Origin of the sequence: Streptomyces sp. 8N114, assembly GCF_052245835.1 — a bacterium.
Taxonomy (GTDB): Bacteria; Actinomycetota; Actinomycetes; order Streptomycetales; family Streptomycetaceae; genus Streptomyces.
Window position 1 is genome coordinate 95,406 of record NZ_JBQQBT010000020.1, and the last position, 23,078, is coordinate 118,483.

The window sequence follows — 23,078 nt, forward strand, 5'->3', positions numbered from 1 at the left end:
GGGTTCTGGGTCGTCACTGCCACAGCGTCACCTCGGTGCCCAGCCCCTGCTCCAGCGCGAGATGCGCGAACCGGTGGCCCAGCGCGATGTCGGTGACCACGAGACCGCTGTTGTACGCGAAGACGCGCTCCGCCGGTGACCGGCGCCCGGCCCGGGCGCCGGCCAGTACCTCGGGAAACTCGGCATGAACGGCGGGCAGTTTGCCCTCGGCGTCGGCCATGTCGGTGCCGGTGACGTTCATCTGCGCCTCGCTGGTGGCGATGATGCGGTCAGCGGCATGCAGGGTGGAGGGCGCCAGGCCGTGGCCGACGAGGATGGAGAGCGCACCCGGTTTGAGCCACTCCGCTTCGACGGCGGCGGGCGTGTGGCCGCCGGCGGTGGCCACGATGACGTCCGCATCCCCGGCTGCGGCCCGCACGTCCTGTACGACCTCGACGTCACGGTCGGGGAAGTGACGGTTCAGCTCCGCGCGGACCTCGGCGATGCCTTCCTCGTGGGTACCGAAGAGGAGCAGCCGTTCCAGGCCGGGCAGGACGGTCAGCAGGAAGGGGAGGGCCAGCCTGCCCTGGGTCCCGGTTCCGATGACCAGGGCGGTCCCGGCGTCGGCGGGGGCGAGTTCGCGGGCGAGCAGCGCCGAGACCGCCGGGGTACGCAGCGAGCCGATGCGGGAGCAGTCCATCATCGCCACCGGCAGCCCGGTGACGTCGTCGTACAGGGTCAGGCTCGTGTAGTAGTGCTGCTCGGTGCGGCTCTTGTCCAGGCCGTGCTTGTAGGAGGTCTTGATGGCCACGACCTCACGGTTGCCGTCCCGGCCCAGCATCGCGTAGGCCACCGAGTGCCCGTCGGCAGGCTTCACGGTCAGTTTGCGGGGGTTGTCGGACCGGCCGGCCTGCAGCGTGCGATAGGCGTCCTCGACGGTGGCCACCACGTCGGCCAGGGATATCTCTATACCGGCCAGGTCCGAGGTGGACAGCATGCGCAGCGTCCGGTCCGCCCCTGCCGCGTGGCGCGGAGTTGTCACGTCTGTGGTTTCGCTCATCAGCGAGTCTCCCGAAGGTGTCCGGTCGCGGTCAGTGCGCGTGCGCTTCGAGGGCGGTCTGCCCGTAGCCGTGCTCCTGCTTCTCGGCTGCCGGCCGGGTGCGCCGGTCGGCGACCCGCACGGAGGCGCGCTTGAGCCAGCGGTCGGTACCGTCGTAGCGGGCCGTGAAGGGAACCCGGCCGTGCACGACGAGGTCGTTGTCCACCACCAGGACGTCGCCCGGGTCCAGGCTCACCGCGACGGATACCCGGGCCAGTTCGCTCTCCAGCCGCGCGTAGGCGGCCCGGTAGGTCTCGTCTGCTTCTTCCAGCGGGGTGTAGGCCGGGTCGAAGCGCATCGTCAGTCCCTCGTCGGACTGATGCAGCGTGGGCATCGCGGGAGGCGGCGCGTCCGCGAATCCCTGGGCCTCGGTGTAGGCGTCATCGGGCAGGATCGGTACGAGAGGGCGGCTGAGTGTGGCGATGTCCTCCTCGGCGAGGCGGGTCTTGCGGATGCTCGCCGCGGTGGTGGCGATGTGGTCGTGGTTGCGCATGCATCCCAGCATCAACAGGTGTGCGCGGCCGGGGTGGAAGGCGTCCTCGGTGTGCGGGCTGAGCAGCACGTCGCTGCTGGCGCCGGTCTGCTTCGCCTCATGGCCGGCTGCGGGAACGATGTTGTGCACGAACCGGCCGTCCTGCTGCCCCTCCCAGGCGATCGGGTTGCCCATCACCGAGGCCAGCAGCAGAAGCATGACGTCGTACGCGGCTCCGCTGTGCCCGGCCTCCGCCCAACTGGCCGGTGTGGGGCCCAGTTCGGCATCGTCCACCGGCAGGCCGCGCAGCACGAACAAGCCGTCGTCGGTGTCGACGGGCCGCAGCTGAGCACGCAGGGAGGGGCTGAGTGCGCCCGCCTCCCGTGCCACACATTGGAACAGCGCCTCGGACGCGGATACTTCGCCGCATTCGGAGATGATCCGTTCGGCGGCCGAGCGGAGTTCGTCAACGTGGCGGGCTTCGATCGGACGTACGGGGGCGACCGCCATGCTCATGGCAAAAAGATCCGTTTCTTCGGGTACGACGGACATGAGGGGGTGCGCGCATCCGGCCCGGGTCGGCGAACTGCTCGCTCAGGTACGGCGGGTAGAGGGACGAGCCGCCGGGAGGGACCCGGCCGGGGCGCCAGAGACGCTAGCACGTGTATTAGGTTAGGCAAACCTAAGGCATTGAACGCAGTGTGAAACCTTGGTGGACGGAGCGTATGGCCGCCTCGGCGACTGTTCCCCTCCGACCAGCTCGGTTTAGGGTAGGCAAACCTAAGAGGTCAGTGCCATTTTCGTCTCCTGATAGGACGCACGTGAGCATCAACAGGCGCCAAGTGTTGTGGGGTAGCGGAGCGATAGGAGCGGCAGCGCTCCTGTCGGCCTGTTCCGGCAACGACAGTTCCGCTGGATCCGCAGGGGGAAAGCCGAAGAAGGGCGGCACGCTGCGCATCGGTGCCCTCGGCCGCGCCGGCGCGATCACCCGGGACCCGCACGGCACCCAGGGAAACGAGAGTGACTATCTGATCCTGGCCCTGGTGTACGACACGCTGGCCGTGCCCGGCGCGAAGGAAAACACGGTGCCCCGCCTGGCGTCCGGCTGGAAGCCGTCCAAGGACCTGAAGACCTGGCGGTTCACGCTGGCCAAGGGGGCGACCTTCCACGACGGAAGCCCGGTGACGGCCGAGGACGTGGTCTGGTCCCTCAAGCGGCTGCGCAACACGCCCTCAGGGACGGCCCGGCTGCCCGGAATCAAGGCGAAGAACATCCGGGCCGAAGGCTCGGACACCGTCGTGCTGGTCTCGGACTACGCCAACGCCGAGCTCCCCCTCATGCTCCGCTTCACCACCTTCGTGCTGAAGAAGGGCACCAAGGACAAGGACATCGAAAAGGCGCCGGGCACCGGACCGTTCAAGCTGGACTGGTACAAGGGCGGCAACGCCCGCCTGGTGCGCAACGACAAGTGGTTCAAGCGCGCGCCCTACCTCGACGCCATCGAGGTGAAGATGTTCGAGACCCCGCAGGCGATGGCCAACGCGCTGCTGGCCGGACAGATCGACGTCGCCTCCAACGGCGGGGCGATCGCGGCCCGGACCGCCAAGTCCCGCGGCGACGTCAAGGTCATCCGCCGCCGCGACGACATGGCGATGCCCATCGTCATGCGTACCTCCGACGGCCCCTTCGCCGACCCCAAGGTGCGCGAAGCGATGCGGCTGATCGTGGACCGCGATGCGATGGTCAAGCAGGTTCTCTCCGGCTACGGCACCGTGGCCAACGACGTGATGGGCACCGGCGATCCCGCGTACGACCGGAAGCTGCCCCAGCGGAAGCGCAACGTGAAGAAGGCGAAGAAGCTTCTCAAGGAAGCGAAGTTCGACTTCGACAAGACTTACGAATTGATGACGACAGAGGACATCTCCGGCCTGGCCGAGTCCGCCACCCTGTTCGCCTCCCAGGCACGCGATGCCGGAGTGAAGATCAAGGTCGTCAAGCAGGAGTCCGGCACCTTCTACGAGAAGACCTGGCTCAAGGGCACCCTGTACACCAACTACTGGGGCACCAACGACTCGGTGCTCTTCTACGCCTCCAAGACCCTCACCAGCGGTGCCGGCCAGAACGAGACCGACTGGCACGACGAGGACTTCGACGCGGCCTACCGCAAGGTGATCAAAACCGCGGACCCGAAGGCCCGCACCGCTGCCCTGCAGGAGGTGCAGAAGATCGAGTACGAGCGCTCGGGATACCTCCTGTGGGGCATGGCCGACGGTATCGACCTGGCCGCCTCCAAGGTGCAGGGACTGCCCAAACTCCCGGGCTACGGCCGCGTTCAGCTCGAGAACGTGTGGCTGCGTTGAGCGTCTCCGAAGGCATACGCACCGGCGGCACGGACACCGGCCCGCACAAGGCCGAGCCCGTGCCGCCCGTGCGCGTGCGCCGACGAGGATTCCTGCGAAGCGTCGCCGTATCTGTCGTACACCGCGCGCTGATGCTGCTCGTTCTGGTCGCGCTGGTCTTCGCCGTCGTGGAACTGCTGCCCGGAGACGCCGCGAGCGCCACGTCGGAGCGGGGCGAGAGCGCGGCCGACGTCGCTGCCCGCCGCCATCTGCTGGGTCTTGACCAGCCGTTGTGGCAGCGGTTCTGGGACTGGATGACCGCGCTGCCCACGGGTGACCTGGGCACCTCCGCACGCGGTGAGAAGGTCACCGACCTGCTGTCCTCCCCGTTCCCCAACACCCTCGTGCTGGTCGGAACCGCGCTCGTCCTCACGGTCGCCGCCTCCCTGGCACTCGGCTGCTGGGGAGCTTCACGGCCAGGCGGCCTCCTGGACCGGGTCATCCGGCACGGGTCCACCGCGGCCTTCGCCGTGCCCGAGTTCGTGATCTCCGTCGGCCTGCTGCTCGTACTGTCCCTGTGGACGGGCTGGTTGCCGGCCGTGACCGTGACCGGCGCCGACGGATCGCCCTCCACTTGGACCATGTTCATCATGCCGGTGCTGGCCCTGGTGATCCCGCAGACCGGCTGGAACACCCGGATCGTGCGTGGCGCCCTCGCAGATCAGGCCGCTGCCCCGCATGTGGAGGCGGCCCACTGGGACGGACTGTCCGTGCGCCGGGTCGTCCTGCGGCACGCGCTGCCCGGCGCCGTGCCCGCCATCGCCACCGGCATTGCCACCTCCACCGGAGTGCTTTTCGGAGGAACGGTCGTGGTCGAGACCCTCTTCAACTATCCCGGCATCGGCGTGCTGCTGTCCCAGGCGGTCTCCTCCCGGGACACCCCGCTGATCGCCGGTGTCGCCCTCTGCGCGGGGCTGGCCATCAGCGTCGTGCTGCTCGTCGCCGATCTCATCCGCGCCCGAGTACTGGAGGGCCGGGCATGAGCGCGGCCACCACTCCCGTGCCGGCCGCCGGGCGCCGCTCCCTGGCCCCGGTGCTGCTCCGCGTCGCCCCCGGACTGCTCCTCACCCTCGCCGCTCTGACCGGGCCTTGGCTCGCTGGGCACACCATCGACAAACCGGTCACCGCGGCCTTCGCCGCACCGGGTGGCAGCGCTCCCCTCGGCGGAGACCAGCTCGGCCGGGATGTGCTCAGCCGGCTGCTGCACGGCGGTACAGCGCTGATCGGCAGCGCCCTCCTCGTCGCGACGATCATCATCGTCCTGGCCGTCACGCTCGGCTGCTGCGCGGCACTCAGCCCCCGCCTGCGCAGCGTCGTCGAACGCAGCGCGGACGTCCTGATCCTGCTGCCGGCCCTTCTCGGCATCATGCTCGTCGCGCTGGCCTGGCCGGAGGGCGGACGGTGGGCAGTGAACTGTGCCGCCATCGTCCTCGGCACCCCTTATGCCACCCGCGTCGTCATCAGCGCCGCCGCGCCTCTGGCGAACGCCGGATACGTCGAAGCAGCCACCGCGCGGGGCGAGCGCCTGCCCTACATCGCCGTGCGGGAGCTCCTGCCGAACCTACGGGCCACCGTGCTCGCCCTGTTCGGCCTGCGCTTCGTCGAAGCCGTCTACGTCATCTCCCTCGCCGGCTTCCTGCAACTCGGGCCACAACCACCCGATGCCGACTGGGCGCTGATGATCCGGGAGAACTCCCCAGGCATCCTGCTGAACCCCTGGGCGACCGTCGCACCCAGCATCGCCATCGCCGTCCTGGCCATCAGCGTCAACATCGCCTCCACCACCCTCGCCCCGCATACCGCACGCAAGGCGGTTCTCACTCCATGAGCACCACAGAGTCACGGCCCAGCGGGCCCACGTCGGTCGCGGCCGAAACAGACCTGATCTCCGTCGCCGGACTGGAGATCGCGATCCCGGGCGGCCCGGTGCTGCTCCCCGCCGTAAGCATGACGGCACGCCCCGGCCGCATCACCGCACTCACCGGCCCGTCGGGCTCCGGCAAGAGCACCCTGCTGCGCGCGCTCATCGGGCACGTGCCGGCAGGCGCCCGTATCACCCGCGGCACGGCTGACGTCCTCGGCCATACGATGCACTGCCCCGACCCTCGCGTCGTTCGCGACCTGCGCCGCTCCCACATCGCCTACGTCGGCCAGGACCCCGGCTCCGCACTCAATCCACGTATGACGGTGCACCGGCTCGTCACCGAGACGGCAACGCAGCGGAACGACAAGAAGGTCCGCACGCTTCTGGAAGAGTGCCGCCTGCCCACCGACGACTCCTTCACCGGCCGCCGGCCCACGGCCTTGTCCGGCGGCCAGCAGCGACGCGTCGCCCTCGCCCGTGCGCTGTCCCGTGACCCCCGCGTACTGCTCCTGGACGAGCCCACCGCAGGACTCGACCCCTCCCTCCGGGACCAGATCGGCAGCCTGCTGCGCGAACTCGCCACCTCCCGCGGCATCGCCGTCATCATGGCCTGCCACGACCTCGAACTGGTCGACGCCTGCGCCGACCACACCACACACCTCACGACCTCGGCACCATCCGCGGCGCCCACCGCGCGACAGCCCGCTCAGCAGGACGCCGATATCCCCATGGCCACCGGCGAAGGACTCGCCGCAGGCGAGGTGACCGTGGTCTTCGCACACCATGGCATCGCCCAACCCGCCCTCCACGCCGTCGACTTCACGCTGCCGAACGGCACGATCAGCGGCATCGTCGGACCGTCCGGCTCCGGCAAGACCACCCTGCTCCGCGTCCTGGCAGGACTCCAGAGGCCCGACTCCGCCACCCTCACCCTCGACGGAAGTCCGCTGGCCGACCGCGCCCGCCGTCGCGGACGCGACCAGCTCCGACGCATTCAACTCGTGCCGCAGAACCCGCTCAGCGCACTGAACCCCGCCCACACCGTGGGCAAAGCCCTCACCCGGCCCCTGCGCCTGCACACCGACCTTCCCCGGGAGAAGTTCGGCCGACGCATCCACGAACTCCTGGAACGGGTCGGCCTTTCTGCCGACACCGCCGATCGGTACCCCGCGGAACTATCCGGCGGACAACGCCAACGCGTCTCCATCGCCCGTGCGCTGGCCACGGAGCCCGATTACCTGCTGTGTGACGAGATCACCTCGGCACTCGACCCGCACACCACCGCCGCAATCATGGATCTCCTCACGAGCCTGCGCCGCGAGCGCGGACTGGCAGTCGCGCTGGTCAGCCACGAACACGAACTCATCACCGCCTACAGCGACACCGTCCACATGCTCCAGGACGGCGCCCTGATCGCTCACGGCCCCACCCGCTCCCTCTTCCCCACCGCGGGCCACCCGGCCTCTCCCTCACCACCGTCCCGGGCCGCCGCCCAGGATCACGGTGCAGCAACTCAGTGATCAACTGCCGTACGGCGAGGGCGATGTCGGTACGGCGATTGCCCTTGCAGGCGGGCCATTCCCCGGGGCGAACGGACAGCGCATCCTCGCGGCTCAGGCATCGAAATCGTGAAACCCGTACTCGACGTAGCCCCGGTCGATCAGCTCGTCCTCCAACTCGTCCTCGTCGAGGCCATCGAGGTCCTGCAGGTCGTCGAGAGGGCCGTCGCCGAGCAGCACGTAATCACCCTCCTTCGCGATCTCACCGGCGAGCGGCGGTACGAGAACGCTGTCCCAGTCCACGGTGACCTTGATCGCGTCGTCGAAGTCCCGGGCGAACATCCCGTCGGCCAGCTCTGTCTGCACCTTGTACGGGTCCTCCGCGCCGACGGCGTAGCCGGTCGGCTGGCCCGGTCCGCGGAACGTGATGTCCGGGTAGCCGTCGACTCGGATCGTGATGAACGGGTGGAGGTCGATCGAGCGTTCTTGTTCGCCCCGTTGGTACACGTCCAAGGCCACATCCGCGCCGTACTCGAACAGCAGCCACACGTTGATGGAGTCATCAAGTTCGAGCTCCAGAGCGGACTTGGCCTGGTCGAGGCTGCTGCAGATGTAGTGCGCGTCCTTCCTGGCTCCGCCGGGGGACACGCCGAACCTCAAGTCGTAGAAACTCTTGGGCACCATGCCCGGAAGACTATGCAAGGGGACCGACAACCGGCTGACCCACGCCATGACCCGTCGGCTCACCGGCACGATCACCGCCCCACCTGGTGAAAGCCCCGAAGCCCAGAGGTGCGCTGCTGGTGTGCTGTGGGTATGCCATGGTGCTCGCTATGACGTCTGAGTCGAGCGGTCCACCGCGGCACATCGATACGGGGCGGTGGCTGGTGCAGTTCGCCGACCGCATTCTGGTGGTCTGCCCGGGGTGTGGGGGGCGCGCCCTCGTCGTGCTCAGGCCAGATCTTGAGGCACCTCGGTATTTCAGTGAGCTGATGTTCATGCCGCGCCGTCTCGTGTGCGCCGCGTGCGGGACCACCGACGAATGGGAAGCCGAGGTGCAGGGCGCGGCCCTTGTGGGCGCGGCGTTGGGCGGCACCGAGGATCCGTTCTTCCGGCAGCCGCTGTGGCTGCAGACCCGCTGCGTCGGGCACATCCTGTGGGCGTACAACGAAAGACACATCGATGAGCTGGCCGCCTACGTCCGTGCCGTGCTGCGGCAACAAGTCGCTTCGCCGACGATGGCGATGTTCTCGCGGCTTCCCGTGTGGATGAAGCGGGCCGACAACCGTCCCGAAGTCCTTGCGGGCCTGGGGACGTTGCGGGCTCTCGCCGAACGCTCAGCACCGGCTGAGCGCTCCGATGCCGCGTACCCAAGAGACGACCGGCCGCGTTTGCGCGGGAGCACGTTCTTCCGGGGAGGCCCCTACTAACACGTGTCCGACCAGCCGCCCCAGGGCCGTGCGCAGCAGACCATGCCTGGTGCCGTCCGGATCCGCGACGACGAATGTGCGCCCGAACACCTCATCGCGCGGCTCGCTGACCACTCGGACGTCCTTCGTCACCCACCGTGCAAACCGGCGGTCGATCGCCTCGGGTCCGCCGGGCAGCGCGAGACAGACCTCGCTGGTACGTGGCACCGCCGGGGTCAGGTCGTCGATCTGCCCGCTCCAGAGTGCAAGGTCAGCGCCGTCGCCAAGATCGAAAGCGATGTATCCAGGGGTCTCGAAGCTGGGCTTCCGCAACAGCTAGGCCCACCACTGGTCGTATGCGAGCTTGGTGACCAACCCGACGACGGTGGCCAGGAGGACGACGCGTACGAAACCGCTGCCCCGCTTGAGGGCCATGTGTGCGCCGACGAGGCCGCCTGACATGTTGAAGAGGGCCATCAGCAAGGCGAGCTTCCACAGCACCGTGCCCTGCCAGGCGAACATGGCCAGCGCACCGATGTTGGTGCAGACGTTGACGACCTTGGTGGTGGCCGAGGCGGTGACCATGTCCATGTTGAGGAGGGCCACCAGGGCGATCACCAGGAAGGTGCCGGTGCCGGGGCCGAGCAGCCCGTCGTAGAAGCCGATGCCCACACCCGCCACGCCGAACGTGGTCAGAACGCGCTGTCGGGTGACCACCCCGCCCGGCGTCTGTCCGAACTGCGGGCGCAGCACCACGAACGTCGCGACGCCGAGCAGCAACACCATGATCAGCGGCCGCAGCACGGCGCTGTTCACCCCGGCGGCGAAGAACGCCCCGCCCACCGAGGAGAGCGCGGCCACCACGCCCAGCCGACAGGCCAGCCGCACGTCGACCGGCGCCTTGCGCAGATACGTCGCCGCGGCGGCCCCGGTCCCGACGACGCTCACCGCCTTGTTGGTGCCCAGCGCGTACGCCGGGGACAGGTGGGGGAGTCCGATAAGGAGGGCGGGCAGTTGGAGCAGTCCGCCCCCGCCGACGACCGCGTCGATCCAGCCGGCCATTGCGGCGCCTACGCACAGCACCGCCACGGCGGTGAACGATATGTCATACACGGGTACAGCGGTCCTCGCTGGTAGCGGGTTGGCACGGCGTGTCCCACGTCCAGCGCCGGGAGGCATGCCAAGGGTCGCCCCAGCATCCCAGACGATCATCCGCACCGATCGTCGAGGTCACCATCCGGCGCCTCTTGCAGCCGTAAGCCGGGGCCGCAGTGCGAATCTGTAGCCAGGACCGGTGGCGGGAGCACCGGCAGGTGATCGACGGGTTCTGCACCTGGTTCGGACCGGTGCTCAACCGGGGGGCCGGAGCGGTTCGGGCCGTGGAGGACGGAGACGGTCGACGAACGGCATCGGGTGTTGTCGGTCGACGGCACCTGGGAGCGTCCACCGCGACAGGCCGAGGCCGACGCCGCGCGCGTGATCGACTGGCACGTCGCGGCGGGCTCTATCATCGTCCGGGCTCAGTGCGCCGCGAGGTCCATGAGGCGCTGGACCAGGTCGGGGTAGGTCCAGCCGGCCCCTGTCGCTGCGAGCGGCAGCAGGCTCGCCGTCGTCAGGCCCGGCAGCGCGTTCACTTCGATGCACGTCGGCTCGCCGTCGGCGTCGCAGCGGAAGTCGGTACGCGAGTACGAGTCGCTGCCGAACCCCAGAGCCTGGTGCGCGCGCAGGGCCAGCTCCTGCAGCTGGGAGGCGAAGTCGGTCGGTATCCGCGCAGGGCACACTTCGCGGGCCGCGCCGGGCTGATACTTGGCCGCGTAGTCGAACACCGATGTCGTCAGCTCGATCTCGATCACGGGGAGCACCTCGCCACCGACCACCCCCACGGTGAACTCCCGTCCCGCAAGGAACGGTTCCACCATCAGCTCGATGTCGCCCGGGCGCACCTCGGCTGCAACCTGTACGAGCTGCGAGAGCGAGTCGACACGGTGGACGGACACGCTTGAACCGTCCGCAACCGGTTTGACCACCACCGGTCCGGCCGCCAGCAGCCGCTTCACCCTCAGCGGTACGTCACCCCCACCAGGCCGCCACAGCACCCGCTGAGCCGTCGGCAAACCCGCCGCACCCAGCACCGCCTGTGCCCGCCCCTTGTGCCAGGCCGCCGCACATGCGGCGCTGCCCGCACCGGTGAACCGCACCCCCGCCATCTCCAGCAGCGCCTGCACATGCCCGTCTTCGCCCCAGCCGCCGTGAAGCGCCAGGAACACCGTCTCCGCGCCGCGCAGCAGCTCCAGGACCGGGCCGCCGGTCAGGGCGGCGTGCATGCGGCTCCTCAATTGCTGCCGGTCGGAGAGGGACGGTGGCTCCTTCCCCACCGTGAACTCTCCGACCTCGTCACCAGGTTGCAGCGGCCCCGCCAGGACGGGTACCCCAGCGGCCGGGTCGACCAGCACCACCTCGTGCCCCCGCTCGACCAAAGCCCGGGCGACCGACCCGCCCGAGGCCAGGGAGACATCCCGCTCCGGGCTTTCCCCACCACACAAGACCACAACGCGCATGCCTGACTCCGTCGCCCTTCTCCGGCCTGTTTCGTACCCGCTCCAGAGCCGGCCGTCTCTGGAGCATCACCTGACGTTCGGTGAGCCCTGGGGAGCTGCCGAGTTGAGGCAGCCTAGCGACGGCACTTGGTTTTTCCAAGTTCTGACTTGGGGTGCCCAAGCAACTGTTCGGGGCCGACGAAGCCCGGAATGGGGGTCGGGGGTGCGGGTCACCTAGGGGGCCGTCGTTCCTGTGACGTATGAGGCTGCTGGGGCACGTACCTCGGCGGGTTGATGTGGGCCCCGCTGCGGCCCCACTAGCGTCCCTCCCTATGAATCACCGCAACAGGACCATTGCCGTATCGGTTTCCGTCCTGGTCCTTGCGTCCTTGACAGCATCAGTGACCGCGGCGCTGTCGTCCTCGGATACCGGAGCCTCCGGCAGGGCGTCCGGTGCGATCAGTTGGAAACGGTGCGCGAAAACAGCGGCGTCAGATCCGGTCCGGTGCGGGGCGATCTCCGTACCGGTCGACTGGTCCCGGCCGGGGGCCTCCGAGCGGACCCGCATTCATGTCGCGCGGCTTCCGGCGTCCGACCCCGGGCACCGCATAGGCACGCTCTTCTTCAATCCGGGCGGACCCGGCGAGGGGGAGATCGGATACCTGCTCGACGCGAAGACCAGGAAGCGGTACTTCCCCGCGGCGCTGCGCGAACGGTTCGACATCGTCGCTGTGGAACCGCGGGGCGTCGGCCGCAATACGCCGCTGCACTGTCCGCTGCCCCTCGATACGAAGGTGAGCAGGTTTCCCACCGATCAGTCGAAGGCCGCCGCCCTGGTGCGCAGCAACCAGCGGCTCGGTGCCGACTGCGCCCGGAAGAGCGGCGCGGTCTTCGGGCACTTGGACACCGCGAGCGTCGCCCGGGACATGGATGCGGTACGGGCGGCGCTGGGGGAACGGCAGGTCAGCTTTCTCGGCGTCTCCTACGGCACGATGCTGGCCCAGAGCTACGCCGAACTGTTTCCGCGGCGGGTCCGCACCATGGTCCTGGACGGCGTGGTTGACCGGTCACTGTCCTGGCGCCGGCTCGCCGAGATCGACGCGGTCGCGGTGGAGGACGGCGTGGGGCGGTTCGCGAAGTGGTGCGCCGCGCACACGGACTGTGCCTTGCACGGCCGGGACGTCCCCGCGTTTCTGCGGGCGTTGCAGCACCGGGCCGACGCGGGCCGGATCGTCGACGGCGCGCGTCCGGTCCGCGCCGAGGAGATCGCGCAGGCCGTCAACAACGCGCTGAACATGCCCCCGCTGTATTCCGGCCTCGCGTCCGCCTTGCGGAAGGTCGGTGAAACGCGGAAGTTCGAGCCGCTGGCCGGGTTCACCGCGGCGAAGAACCCCGGATATCCCGCGTACCGGGCGATCATCTGCCAGGACGTGCCGGTACGGGACGGTGCGGCAAAGGCGTTTCCCGACGAGGTCAGGCGACTGCGGGCGCTCGCACCCACCCTGCGCGGGTACTCCGAGTTCTGGGACATCGCGAGCGGCTGTGCGGGCTGGCCGGAACAGAGCAAGTGGAGGCGGCACGCGTGGCGGGTACCGAAGGGATTCCCGCCGGTGCTGCTGCTCTCCGGCTCGCACGACGTCGCCACGCCGCGGCCGTTCGCCGTACGGGTGCACCGCGCTCTGCCGGGCAGTCGGCTGCTGCGCTGGGACGGTGACGGGCACACGGCCTGGGGCAACAGCCCCGGGACGGTCGCCTCCGCGGTCAGGCATCTGACCAGCGGCGGTCGCTGAGTCAGGGAACTTGGCCCAGGCGCAGCGGGAGGTTCTGGAGACGCCAGGCACCGCGGCAGCAGCCCCCAGTCCTGCTGGAGCAATCGCAGCCGGCGGGCAACGGGCGAGCCGGCCCACTCCAGAAGCTTGGCGAGCCGGCCCACTACCCCAAGCGGTTCCCTCAGCGGACTCGCAGCACATCCATTGCCGTCAGCGCCACGTGCAGTTCGGTGCGCTGTTCCCCGGACTCGAGGTCGCAGTCGAGGACGCGTTCAATGGTGCGCAGGCGCTGGTAGAAGGTCTCACGGGACAGGCCGCCGCGGCGTGCGGCGTTGGTCTTGTTGCCTGCGGCTTCCAGGTAGTGGCGGAGGGTGGGCAGCAGGTCGGTGCCGTGCCGGGTGTCGTGATCGAGCAGGCGGCCGAGCTGTCGTTCGGCGTACTCCTGGATCCGGGTGTCCTCGCGGAGTGCGTACAACAGGCAACGCAGGCCGACGTCGGACAGTTCGCGGAAGGAACGGCCCGGGGGGAGAGGCTGATCGGGCGGGGTGGCGTCGGCCACGCGGGCGGCCTCGTGGAAGGAACGGGGGGCATCCGTGAGGTCGTCGGCCTCGGAGCCGACGCTCACGACGGCCTGCGGTGCCAGGTCGAGCACTGCGCTGCTCAGCCGTTCGACCGCAGGCAACCAGGGGCGGGAGGCGCTCAGGGCGAGGAGTACCCCCAGGCGTCCAGGGGCCAGTTCGCCGACGAGTGCCGGGATTCCTGCCGTGCGCAGCTCCTGTGACAGCCGGGTCTCCGGGTTCGCCGTGGCGTTCGCCGTGGTGTCTTCTACGGGGAGGTCCGCCACGACCGCGAGGAAGCGGCTGTTCTCGGTGGGCAGGCCCAGTGCGACCAGCCGGGCGCGGGCGTCTTCGGGGGAGCGGTGGCGCTGCTCGACGAGGTCGCGGAGGGCGTTGCGGTGCGCGGTGCGCTCCCAGGGCGCCTGGTGGATGAGGCGGGCGACGGTCAGGGCCATCGCCGTTCTTTCCAGCACGGTGATGTGCTCCGGCCCGAAAGCCGGCTCGGTGGTGCGGGCGGGCAGCATGGCCACACGGCCCCAGCGTTCGCCCTGGTACTCCACCGGTGCGGCGAGCCAGCCCTCCGGACCGCCCTGGTGGGTACGGTCGCCGGACGGGGTGGCTCTGGACCGCTGCTCCCAGCCGGTGAGGGCCTCCTCCAATGTGGTTCCGGAAGGCTCACAGATCAGCGCCTGGTGGACCAGGTTCTCCAGGACGACCGTGCGGCCGCTCATCTCGGCCGCCGCGCGCACCACGTCCTCGGGCCCCGCGCCGCGCAGCGTCAGGGCGGTGAACGCCTCGTGGATGCGCTGCGTACGGCGCATCGCCTCTGCCTGGTTGCCGAGGATGAGGGCGTGGAGGACCTGGGTGACCTCCAGGAAGTTGACGTCCCGGGCGAGGGTGATCAGTGGGAGACCACGGGCCTGGCAGGCGTCGACGAGGGCTTCGGGCGGGCGGTGGTAGCGCCGGACGAGTTCGATGACCAGGGCTGCCGCTCCGACGCCGGCGAGCTCGTCGACGTACCGGCGCACGCCGGCCGCGTCGCCGGGCAGCGGCATGCCGGTGGTCAGGACGAGTTCGCCGCCCTTGAGGAAGGAGGCCGGGTCCGTCAGTTCGGTGATGTGGACCCAGCGGACCGGCCGGTCGAGGTGGGTGACGCCGGTGACGACCTGGGGCTCTCCCGCGGTCAGGACGGGGAGGGCCAGGACGTCGGCGACGGTGACGGCGCGGACGGGCGCGGAGCTGTCCCGGTCGTCCGGGGCCGGTTGTCGCATCGTCGGGTGGTTCTCGGTCACGGTGTCTCCATGGGGGTCCCCGCGCCCCGGCGGAGCCGATAACTCGGGGGAGTGCCAGGTCACTGTGTCAAGCGGCGCTGACCTGCGCAAGAGGTGCTCCGTCCCGGCCGCTGGGGCACCGGGCGCGGCGTTTGGGCCCTCATGGTTGACACAGTGTCCGAACACCATGCTTCAGCTGGACAGTTCACGCGTTGTCGCGCTCCGGGACAGCCGGGATGCTTGGTATGCCGGAGCAGACCCACTCCGGTACGCAGAGCACGACACACGGCCGGGAGACGACCATGACCGCACTGTCGCCGCACCTTCGCCAGGCCACCCCCGTGGTGGCTGCCCGGGGCGAGGGCGTCCACCTCTACGGCGAAGACGGCCGCCGCTACCTCGACTTCACCGCAGGCATCGGCGTCACCAGCACCGGACACTGCCACCCCAAGGTCGTGGCCGCGGCGCAGGAGCAGGTCGGTACGCTCGTCCACGGCCAGTACACGACGGTCATGCACCAGCCCCTGCGGCGGCTCGTCGACAAGCTGGGCGAGGTACTGCCGGCCGGTCTGGACAGTCTGTTCTTCACCAACTCCGGCAGCGAGGCCGTCGAGTCCGCACTGCGGCTGGCCCGGCAGGCCACCGGCCGGCCCAACGTCCTCGTCTGCCACGGCGGCTTCCACGGCCGTACCGTGGCCGCCGCCTCCATGACCACCTCCGGCACCCGCTTCCGGTCCGGTTTCTCGCCGCTGATGAGCGGCGTGGTCGTCACCCCGTTCCCGTCGGCCTACCGCTACGGCTGGGACGAGGAGGCCGCCACCCGCTTCGCCCTCCAGGAGCTGGACTACACGCTCCAGACGATCTCCCCGCCGGCCGACACGGCTGCGATCATCGTCGAACCGGTCCTCGGAGAGGGCGGCTACGTACCCGCGAACAGCGCCTTCCTGGAGGGACTGCGGGAGCGCGCCGACCGGCACGGCTTCCTGCTGATCCTGGACGAGGTGCAGACGGGCGTGGGCCGCACCGGACGGTTCTGGGGACACGAGCACTTCGGCATCACCCCGGACATCCTCGTCACCGCCAAGGGACTGGCCAGCGGCTTCCCGCTGTCCGGCATCGCGGCCTCCGAGGAGTTGATGGCCAAGGCATGGCCCGGTTCGCAGGGCGGTACGTACGGCGCCAACGCCGTCGCCTGCGCCGCGGCCTGCGCCACCCTCGATGTCGTACGTGACGAGAAGCTCGTCGAGAACGCCGACGCGATGGGCGCACGGCTGCGCCAGGGCCTGCAGGCGGTGGCCGAGCGGACGCCGGCCATCGGCGACGTGCGGGGCCTCGGGCTGATGCTGGGCACCGAGTTCGTCACCGAGGACGGCAGCCCCGACCCCGAGACCGCCGCCGCCGTGCAGCGGGCCGCCGTCGACGAGGGCCTGCTCCTGCTGCTGTGCGGGGCCTGGAACCAGGTCGTGCGGATGATCCCGGCGCTCGTGATCGACGAGACGGCGGTGGACGAGGGCCTCCAGGCGTGGGCGGCCGCGGTCGAGGCCGGCACCTCCGGAGCATCGCGGTGACAACCCGCACCGCCACGGCCCTGGAGGGCCTGGTCGCACGGCTCGCCGGAACCGCTCCCGACCTGAAAGTGGAGACCGGTCCGGGGCCCACCGGCCTCTACGCCTACGACGCCTCCAACTACCGGGTTCCACCGCGGGCCGTGGCCTTCCCCCGCAGCGCCGACGATGTCTGCGCGGTACTGCGGGCCTGCCGGGAGACGGGCGTCCCGGTCACCGCGCGCGGCGGCGGCACCAGCATGGCCGGCAACGCGGTCGGACCGGGTGTCGTCCTGGACTTCTCCCGGTACATGAACCGGATCCTGGACATCGACCCGGAGGCGCGCGCCGCTCGCGTCGAGGCCGGAGTGGTCCTTGACGCGCTGCGGAGCGCGACCGCCTCGCACGGGCTCACCTTCGGCCCCGACCCGTCCTCGCACAGTCGCTGCACCCTCGGCGGGATGATCGGCAACGACGCCTGCGGCAACCGGTCCGTACGCCACGGCCGGACCAGCAGTCACATCGAGTCCCTGGAGCTTGTGACGGCCGACGGCGTACGGGTCGTGGCCGACCGCACCGGCCTGCACGCCGCCGACCCGGACGACTCGGAAGCTCTGCAGTACGTTGCCCGGCTCGAAGCGGACGTACGGCGTCTGATCGACGCCGGTCTGGCGCCGATCCGCACCGAACTCGGCCGCATTCCGCGCCAGGTCTCCGGCTACCAGCTGCACCACCTGCTGCCGGAGCACGGTTTCGACATGGCCCGTGCGCTGGTCGGCACCGAGGGCACCGTCGCGGTCGTCACGGCCGCGACGGTCCGCCTGGTGCCCACCGCACCGGCCTCCGCACTGCTCACCCTCGGCTACGACGATGTCGTCGATGCCGCCGAGGACGTGCCGGAGATCCTGGGCTGGAATCCCACCGCCGTGGAGGGCATGGACGAGGCGATCGTCGCCACCATGCGCGCCCGCCGTGGCCCGGACTCCGTCACCGGCCTGCCCGAGGGCCGCGCCTGGCTGTACGTCGAGCTCGACGGCGACGACGAGGCGACAGTGAACTCCCGGGCCGCCGAACTGCTGGACGTGCTCAAGGCACACGGCCGGATGACCGGCGGCCGGGTCGTGGAGAGCGCCGCCGAGCGGCGCTCGCTGTGGCGAGTCCGCGAGGACGGGGCCGGTCTGGCCGCGCGTCTCGTGGACGGCGGGGAGTCCTGGCCCGGTTGGGAGGACGCGGCGGTCGCGCCCGAGGACCTGGCCGCCTACCTGCGGGACTTCCGCAAGCTGCTGGCCAGGCACAGCCTGACCGGTGTGCTGTACGGGCACTTCGGCGCCGGCTGCGTCCACGTACGCATCGACTTCGAGCTCGCCACCGATGCCGGGAGGACCGCCACCCGCCGGTTCCTCTCGGAGGCGGCCACCCTCGTCGTCAAGCACGGCGGAACCCTCTCGGGCGAGCACGGTGACGGGCGGGCGCGCGGCGAACTGCTGGAGGTGATGTACAGCCACCGCATGATCCGGATGTTCGCCGAGTTCAAGGAGATCTTCGATCCCGAAGGACTGCTGAACCCGGACGTCATCGTGGCTCCGGCCCGGCTCGACGCCGATCTCGCGCTGCACACCCCCGAAGTGCTGCCCGTCGAGACACTGTTCTCCTTCCCGCACGACGAGGACGGCTTCGCGGGCGCCGTGCGCCGCTGCGTCGGCGTCGGCCGCTGCCGCAGCTCCGCGGGCGGCGTGATGTGCCCCAGCTACCGCGCCACGGGGGAGGAGAACGACTCCACCCGGGGCCGGGCCCGCCTGCTCCAGGAGATGGTGCGGAGCGGAACCGTCCAGGACGGCTGGCGCTCGACCGAGGTCAAAGACGCCCTCGATCTGTGCCTGTCCTGCAAGGCGTGCTCCAGCGACTGCCCGGTCGGCGTCGACATGGCCACGTACAAGGCCGAGTTCCTCCACCAGCACTACAAGGGCAGGCTGCGGCCCCGCTCGCACTACTCCCTGGGCTGGCTGCCCCTGACCTCGGCCCTCGCCGGATACGTCGCCCGGCCGGTCAACGCCCTGCTGCGCGGGCCGCTCGGCAGGCTGCTGGCCCGGCTCGGAGGCGTGACCACGAAGCGCAGGATCCCGGCCTTCGCCTCCCGGCGCGCCCTGCGCGGGGTGCTGCGCAAGACGAAGACCGGCGAATCGTCGAAGGCGCTGCTCTTCGTCGACAGCTTCACCCGCGCCTTCCGTCCCGAGGTGGCCGGAGCGGCGAGCCGTGTGCTCGCCGACGCCGGAATCCCCTGCACCGCGGAGGACGGCCTGTGCTGCGGCCTGACCTGGGTGAGCACCGGCCAGCTGTCCGTCGCACGCCGAGTGATGGCCCGTACGGTCGCCCACCTGGACAACGGCGACGACCGGCCCGTCGTCGTGGCCGAGCCCAGCTGCGCCGCAGCGCTCAAGCGTGATGTGCCCGAACTCCTCGACACCGATGCCGCCCGCCGCGTCGCGGCCCGCGTCCATACGCTCACCGGCGCCCTGACCGACCTGGCCGCTGCGGGCTGGACGCCGCCCGAGCTGCCGGAGAGTGTCGTGCTGCAGACCCACTGCCACGAGTACGCGACCTTCGCCGGCCGCCGCCCGCACGACCTGCTGCGTAGACTCGGCGTCCGGAAGGTCGACGAGGCCGAGGGCTGCTGCGGGCTCGCCGGGAACTTCGGCTTCGAGGAGGAGCACTACGACACCTCGATGGCCGTCGCCGACCTGGCGCTGAAGCCCCGTCTCGACGGTATCGACGGGGACCCGCGGACCGTCGTTGTGGCCGACGGCTTCAGTTGCGCCACCCAGATCGACCATCTCGCCGGTGACCGGGGCGTCCGCGCCCTGCACCTCGCGGAACTGCTCGACCCCGCCGCTGATCAACCAGGAGAGACCTCATGACCGACACACCCACGCAGTTGTTCATCGGCGGCTCCTGGGTGGACGCCGCGGACGGCGCCACCATGCCCGTCGACAACCCCGCGACGGGCGAGATCCTCTGTCACATCGCCGACGCCGGGCTCAAGGACGCCCGGCTCGCGGAGGAGGCGGCCGTCCAGGCGCAGGAGGAGTGGGCCCGTACGGCACCTCGGGCGCGCAGTGAGATCCTGCGCCGCGCGTACGAGATCATCATCGAGCGCACCGACGAGCTGGCCCACCTGATGACGTCCGAGATGGGCAAGCCGCTGGCGGAGGCCAGGGGAGAGGTGGCGTACGCGGCCGAGTTCTTCCGCTGGTTCTCCGAGGAGGCCGTGCGCATCGACGGCGGCGGCGGCGTCCTGCCCGACGGCCGCAACCGCATGCTGCTCTCCCGTCGACCGGTCGGCCCCTGCCTGCTGATCACCCCGTGGAACTTCCCGCTGGCCATGGGCACCCGCAAGATCGGCCCGGCGGTCGCCGCAGGCTGCACGATGGTGCTCAAGCCCGCCCCGCAGACCCCGCTGTCCAGCCTCGCGCTGGCCGGCATCCTGAAGGAGGCGGGACTGCCGGACGGGGTGCTGAACGTCGTCACCACCTCCCGTGCGGGGGAGGTCTGCGAGCCGCTGCTGCGAGGCGGGCAGATCCGCAAGCTGTCCTTCACCGGCTCCACGCAGGTCGGGCGCCTGCTGCTGGCCCAGAGCGCCGACACAGTCGTACGCACCTCCATGGAACTGGGCGGCAACGCCCCGTTCATCGTCTTCGACGACGCCGACCTGGACGTGGCGGTGGACGGCGCGATGCTCGCCAAGATGCGCAACATGGGGGAGGCGTGCACCGCCGCTAACCGCTTCTTCGTCCACCGGTCGGTGGCGGAGGAGTTCGGGCGGCGTCTGGCCGAGCGCATGGGCGCGCTCGTCGTCGGGCCCGGCACCCAGGACGGCGTCGACGTCGGTCCGCTGATCGACGCCACCGGTCGGGCCAAGGTCGAGGAGCTGGTCGCCGATGCGGTCGAGCGAGGTGCCCGCGTGCTCGTCGGCGGGCGTGCGCCCGAGGGGCCGGGCTGGTTCTATCCGCCGACCGTGCTCGCCGATGTCGCCCCCGGCAGCCGCCTGATGGACACGGAGATCTTCGGCCCGGTCGCCGCGATCCTCACCTTCGACGACGAGGACGAGGTGATCCGCCGAGCCAATGACACCCCCTGGGGCCTCGTCGGCTACGTCTTCACCGAGGGTCTCGACCGTGGCCTTCGCGTCAGCGAGCGCCTGGAGGTCGGCATGGTCGGCCTCAACACCGGTCTCGTCTCCAACCCGGCCGCCCCCTTCGGTGGCGTCAAGCAGTCCGGTCTCGGCCGCGAGGGTGGCCGGGTCGGGATCGAGGAGTTCCTGGAGTACCAGTACCTCGCGGTGCCCGTGCGATGACGGCGGTCTTCCTGCCCTGACATACGCCCCATCGCGCACCGCGGGCCACCCGTGCCCGGCCGAGACTCCCCTCCCTGGCCGGGCACGGGACACCCGTGGCCTCAGCGCCGCTCAGCGCCGCTCGGCGCACACGAGGAAGATCCGGCGGACGCCGGCGACGCCCCGCGGGGGGACGGGGTCACGCCAGCGGCCGTAGTTGGCGCTCGGGTCACCCGGCTGGACGACCTCGGCGGTGAAGCGGTGCCGGTCGAAGAGGGATTCCGGCTCGTCCGTGCCGAACCGCCAGGGGCAACCCCACCGGGCGAAGACGTCCAGCTGACCGCGTGCGTGTGCCGAGGTCAGCGCTTCGGCGTTGACCAGATCCCCCGCCACCAGACTGCCGACAGCGGTGAGGGTGCGGATGCGCTGGAGCAGACGGTGCACATCGTTCTCGTGGAGGTACGGGAGCACGCCTTCGAGGAGCCACACCGAGGGCGCTTTCGCGTCGTACCCCGCCGCTTCCAGCCGGCGCTCCCAGCCCGGCGCTGTCAGATCGGCGGCGATCATCCGGTGCGCCGCCCGGGGGCGCACACGGGCGAGCCGGTCGCGCTTGTAGTCCAGCACGGAGGGGCGGTCGATCTCGAAGTAGCGCACGTTCGGTGGCCACTCGAGCCGGTAGGGCCGGGAGTCCACCCCCGCCCCTGCGGACACGATCTGGGCGCGGTCCTGGGACGCGCGCTGGAGAAGGTCGTCGAAGAAACGGGTGCGGATGGCGTTGACGTCGAGGGTGTTGGGCATGGCGCGCCGTCGGTGCGGTGGGAAGGTCGCGCCCCACACCTCGTCCAGCAGCTTCGGCCCGTCGTCGCCGCACAGGTCCTGTGCGTACGGATCCACGTAGAGCCGGTCCGGTCGGCGGCTCTCCAGCGTCCGCATCGCCGCGGTCAGCAGCGCTGTGCGCCCCACCGCGTCCATTGTTTCGGTCATGACGCCCTTTCCGGCCGCCGTATCCCGGCCGCCGATCGGCAACTCCGGCCGGTTCCCGGTCAACGGTCGTCGATCACGGCCTCGATGATCGAGGCGTGAGCGGAGAGGGTCCGCACCTGGCGCACGGTCAGCCCTGCCCGCGCGATGAGCTCCTCGTACTCCCGGCGCGTCCGCCCCTTGCCGTTGAGTACGGTCATCATCAGCATGTCGTGCGTCTTGCCGGGGTGCGGCTCGTTCCCTTCCGGGATCAGCCCGTTGACGACGAGCAGCCGGCCACCGGCCGGAGCCGCCCGGCTGCAGGTACGCAGGATCCGCACACAGTCCTCGTCCGGCCAGCTCGCCAGCACGTGCTTCAGCAGGTAGACATCGGCTCCCGCCGGAACCGAGGTGAAGAAGTCGCCCGCCTCCACCCGCCAGCGCCCGGCCAATTCGGGGGAGTCGAGCACGTGTCCGGCGACCACGGACTCCAGATCGAACAGCGTGCCCGTCGTTTGTGGGTTGCGCAGCAGGATCGCCCGCAGCAGCCCGCCGCGTCCGCCGCCCACATCGACAACGCTCCGCGCGGCGGAGAAGTCGTAGGCGTCCGCGACATCGTTGCTGAGCGTCTGCGAGAACGCCGCCATGCTGGAGTGGAACGCAGCTCCCAGTTCGGGGTCGGCCGCCAGGTGGTCGTAGAAGGGGACGCCGTAGAGCTGCTCGAAGGCCGTGCCACCGGTACGGACCGCGTCCGGCAGCCGGGCCGCCGAGAGCCAGAAGATGTCCTCGCCGCGCATCATGACGTAGTCGCGCAGGGATCCGTCGACGTCCGTGCGCAACGGCTGGGCGAGCGGGGTGAGGTGGAAGCGGTCTGCCGCGTCCTGCCGGAAGACGCCCTTCGTCGCGAGGAAACGCAACAGCCGTCGCAGGTGGGGCCCGTGCACCTGCGCCGCATCAGCGAGTTGCTCCGCGGTGCGCGGGCCGTTCACCAGCTGGTCGGCGATGCCAAGGCGCGCAGCGGTGTGGAGAGCAGCCGAGTAGAGGTAGCCGAAGGACAGCTCGAGCAACTGACCGGCCGGGTCCTCGGAGACCGCAGGAGTGGTCGGGTCGTCGGGACGGGCGGCGCTGGTCATCAGCTGAGTCCCCCCTTTCCTCGTGCGGACTTCCCCGCACGACGTCGGGTCGGCGTTCTCGTCCTGCCGAAAGCGTCGCGACCGCCTTCGCGCGGTGCGGATCAGGCTGCGGTGTGCTGATCGTGCGGTGGTCGAGGAGCGCATGAAGGTGGTGATGGCCGAGGAGCGTACGAAGGACGGCGCAGCGGGGTGGCGAGTCGGCGTTGACTATTCATCATGCCCACGTCAAGTCGCTGCCGAGTCCGTTCGTGGACGA

Annotated in this window: 17 protein-coding genes; 9 read left to right on the top strand and 8 right to left on the bottom strand. The window is 70.3% G+C overall.

Features of this window, described 5'->3' with window-relative positions:
* Window positions 1–13: 13 nt before the first annotated feature.
* Both ACTWQF_RS29230 and ACTWQF_RS29235 read right to left on the bottom strand, forming a co-directional pair.
* Window positions 14–1,039, bottom strand: coding sequence for an ornithine cyclodeaminase family protein (locus tag ACTWQF_RS29230; RefSeq protein ID WP_443282710.1), 1,026 nt, complete (start codon window positions 1,037–1,039; stop codon window positions 14–16).
* Window positions 1,040–1,070: 31 nt separating this feature from the next.
* The gene (locus tag ACTWQF_RS29235; RefSeq protein ID WP_443282711.1) at window positions 1,071–2,066 is read right to left on the bottom strand and encodes a TauD/TfdA family dioxygenase; all 996 of its coding nucleotides are present in this window, start codon (window positions 2,064–2,066) and stop codon (window positions 1,071–1,073) included.
* A gap of 305 nt (window positions 2,067–2,371) precedes the next feature.
* Here ACTWQF_RS29235 and ACTWQF_RS29240 point away from each other — a divergent pair, with 305 nt between their 5' ends.
* Genes ACTWQF_RS29240 through ACTWQF_RS29255 form a run of 4 tightly spaced genes read left to right on the top strand, consistent with a single transcriptional unit; the run spans window position 2,372 to window position 7,333 of the window.
* Window positions 2,372–3,910 (top strand): ABC transporter substrate-binding protein, encoded by a 1,539-nt coding sequence (locus ACTWQF_RS29240; protein WP_443282712.1) that lies wholly within the window; start codon window positions 2,372–2,374, stop codon window positions 3,908–3,910.
* On the top strand, window positions 3,907–4,932 hold the full coding sequence (locus tag ACTWQF_RS29245; RefSeq protein ID WP_443282713.1) for an ABC transporter permease: 1,026 nt from the start codon (window positions 3,907–3,909) through the stop codon (window positions 4,930–4,932). The genes ACTWQF_RS29240 and ACTWQF_RS29245 overlap by 4 nt, the downstream gene beginning before the upstream one ends.
* Complete coding sequence (locus ACTWQF_RS29250; protein ID WP_443282714.1) at window positions 4,929–5,777, top strand: ABC transporter permease; 849 nt, start codon at window positions 4,929–4,931, stop codon at window positions 5,775–5,777. Before ACTWQF_RS29245 ends, ACTWQF_RS29250 begins: the two co-directional genes overlap by 4 nt.
* Window positions 5,774–7,333, top strand: a complete 1,560-nt coding sequence (locus ACTWQF_RS29255; protein WP_443282715.1) for an ABC transporter ATP-binding protein — start codon at window positions 5,774–5,776, stop codon at window positions 7,331–7,333. The genes ACTWQF_RS29250 and ACTWQF_RS29255 overlap by 4 nt, the downstream gene beginning before the upstream one ends.
* Window positions 7,334–7,426: 93 nt before the next feature.
* On the opposite strand, the gene ACTWQF_RS29260 is transcribed toward ACTWQF_RS29255, so the two are convergent.
* Complete coding sequence (locus ACTWQF_RS29260; protein WP_443282716.1) at window positions 7,427–7,996, bottom strand: hypothetical protein; 570 nt, start codon at window positions 7,994–7,996, stop codon at window positions 7,427–7,429.
* A gap of 203 nt (window positions 7,997–8,199) precedes the next feature.
* Between ACTWQF_RS29260 and ACTWQF_RS29265 the strand changes: the two genes are divergently transcribed.
* On the top strand, window positions 8,200–8,742 hold the full coding sequence (locus ACTWQF_RS29265) for a hypothetical protein (RefSeq protein ID WP_443282717.1): 543 nt from the start codon (window positions 8,200–8,202) through the stop codon (window positions 8,740–8,742).
* 315 nt (window positions 8,743–9,057) lie between these two features.
* Here the strand turns inward: ACTWQF_RS29265 and ACTWQF_RS29270 are convergent, their stop codons facing one another.
* Both ACTWQF_RS29270 and ACTWQF_RS29275 read right to left on the bottom strand, forming a co-directional pair.
* A complete protein-coding gene (locus ACTWQF_RS29270; protein WP_443282718.1) occupies window positions 9,058–9,834 on the bottom strand; it encodes a sulfite exporter TauE/SafE family protein in 777 nt (258 codons plus the stop codon).
* Between the two features lie 407 nt (window positions 9,835–10,241).
* Window positions 10,242–11,279, bottom strand: a complete 1,038-nt coding sequence (locus ACTWQF_RS29275; RefSeq protein WP_443282719.1) for a D-alanine--D-alanine ligase family protein — start codon at window positions 11,277–11,279, stop codon at window positions 10,242–10,244.
* A 368-nt stretch (window positions 11,280–11,647) separates the two neighbouring features.
* Here ACTWQF_RS29275 and ACTWQF_RS29280 point away from each other — a divergent pair, with 368 nt between their 5' ends.
* Window positions 11,648–13,048, top strand: a complete 1,401-nt coding sequence (locus tag ACTWQF_RS29280) for an alpha/beta fold hydrolase (RefSeq protein ID WP_443282720.1) — start codon at window positions 11,648–11,650, stop codon at window positions 13,046–13,048.
* Between the two features lie 160 nt (window positions 13,049–13,208).
* Here ACTWQF_RS29280 and ACTWQF_RS29285 read toward each other — a convergent pair whose 3' ends face one another.
* A complete protein-coding gene (locus tag ACTWQF_RS29285) occupies window positions 13,209–14,876 on the bottom strand; it encodes a PucR family transcriptional regulator (RefSeq protein ID WP_443282721.1) in 1,668 nt (555 codons plus the stop codon).
* Window positions 14,877–15,157: 281 nt separating this feature from the next.
* Here ACTWQF_RS29285 and ACTWQF_RS29290 point away from each other — a divergent pair, with 281 nt between their 5' ends.
* Genes ACTWQF_RS29290 through ACTWQF_RS29300 form a run of 3 tightly spaced genes read left to right on the top strand, consistent with a single transcriptional unit; the run spans window position 15,158 to window position 20,750 of the window.
* Complete coding sequence (locus ACTWQF_RS29290) at window positions 15,158–16,423, top strand: aspartate aminotransferase family protein (RefSeq protein ID WP_443282742.1); 1,266 nt, start codon at window positions 15,158–15,160, stop codon at window positions 16,421–16,423.
* Window positions 16,420–19,314, top strand: a complete 2,895-nt coding sequence (locus ACTWQF_RS29295) for an FAD-binding and (Fe-S)-binding domain-containing protein (RefSeq protein WP_443282722.1) — start codon at window positions 16,420–16,422, stop codon at window positions 19,312–19,314. Before ACTWQF_RS29290 ends, ACTWQF_RS29295 begins: the two co-directional genes overlap by 4 nt.
* Complete coding sequence (locus tag ACTWQF_RS29300; RefSeq protein ID WP_443282723.1) at window positions 19,311–20,750, top strand: NAD-dependent succinate-semialdehyde dehydrogenase; 1,440 nt, start codon at window positions 19,311–19,313, stop codon at window positions 20,748–20,750. The genes ACTWQF_RS29295 and ACTWQF_RS29300 overlap by 4 nt, the downstream gene beginning before the upstream one ends.
* A gap of 111 nt (window positions 20,751–20,861) precedes the next feature.
* Here the strand turns inward: ACTWQF_RS29300 and ACTWQF_RS29305 are convergent, their stop codons facing one another.
* Together ACTWQF_RS29305 and ACTWQF_RS29310 are read right to left on the bottom strand one after the other, a co-directional pair.
* Entirely contained in the window at window positions 20,862–21,713 is an 852-nt protein-coding gene (locus ACTWQF_RS29305; RefSeq protein ID WP_443282724.1) for a class I SAM-dependent methyltransferase, read from the bottom strand.
* A 59-nt stretch (window positions 21,714–21,772) separates the two neighbouring features.
* A complete protein-coding gene (locus ACTWQF_RS29310; protein WP_443282725.1) occupies window positions 21,773–22,822 on the bottom strand; it encodes a methyltransferase in 1,050 nt (349 codons plus the stop codon).
* Between the last annotated feature and the right edge of the window lie 256 nt (window positions 22,823–23,078).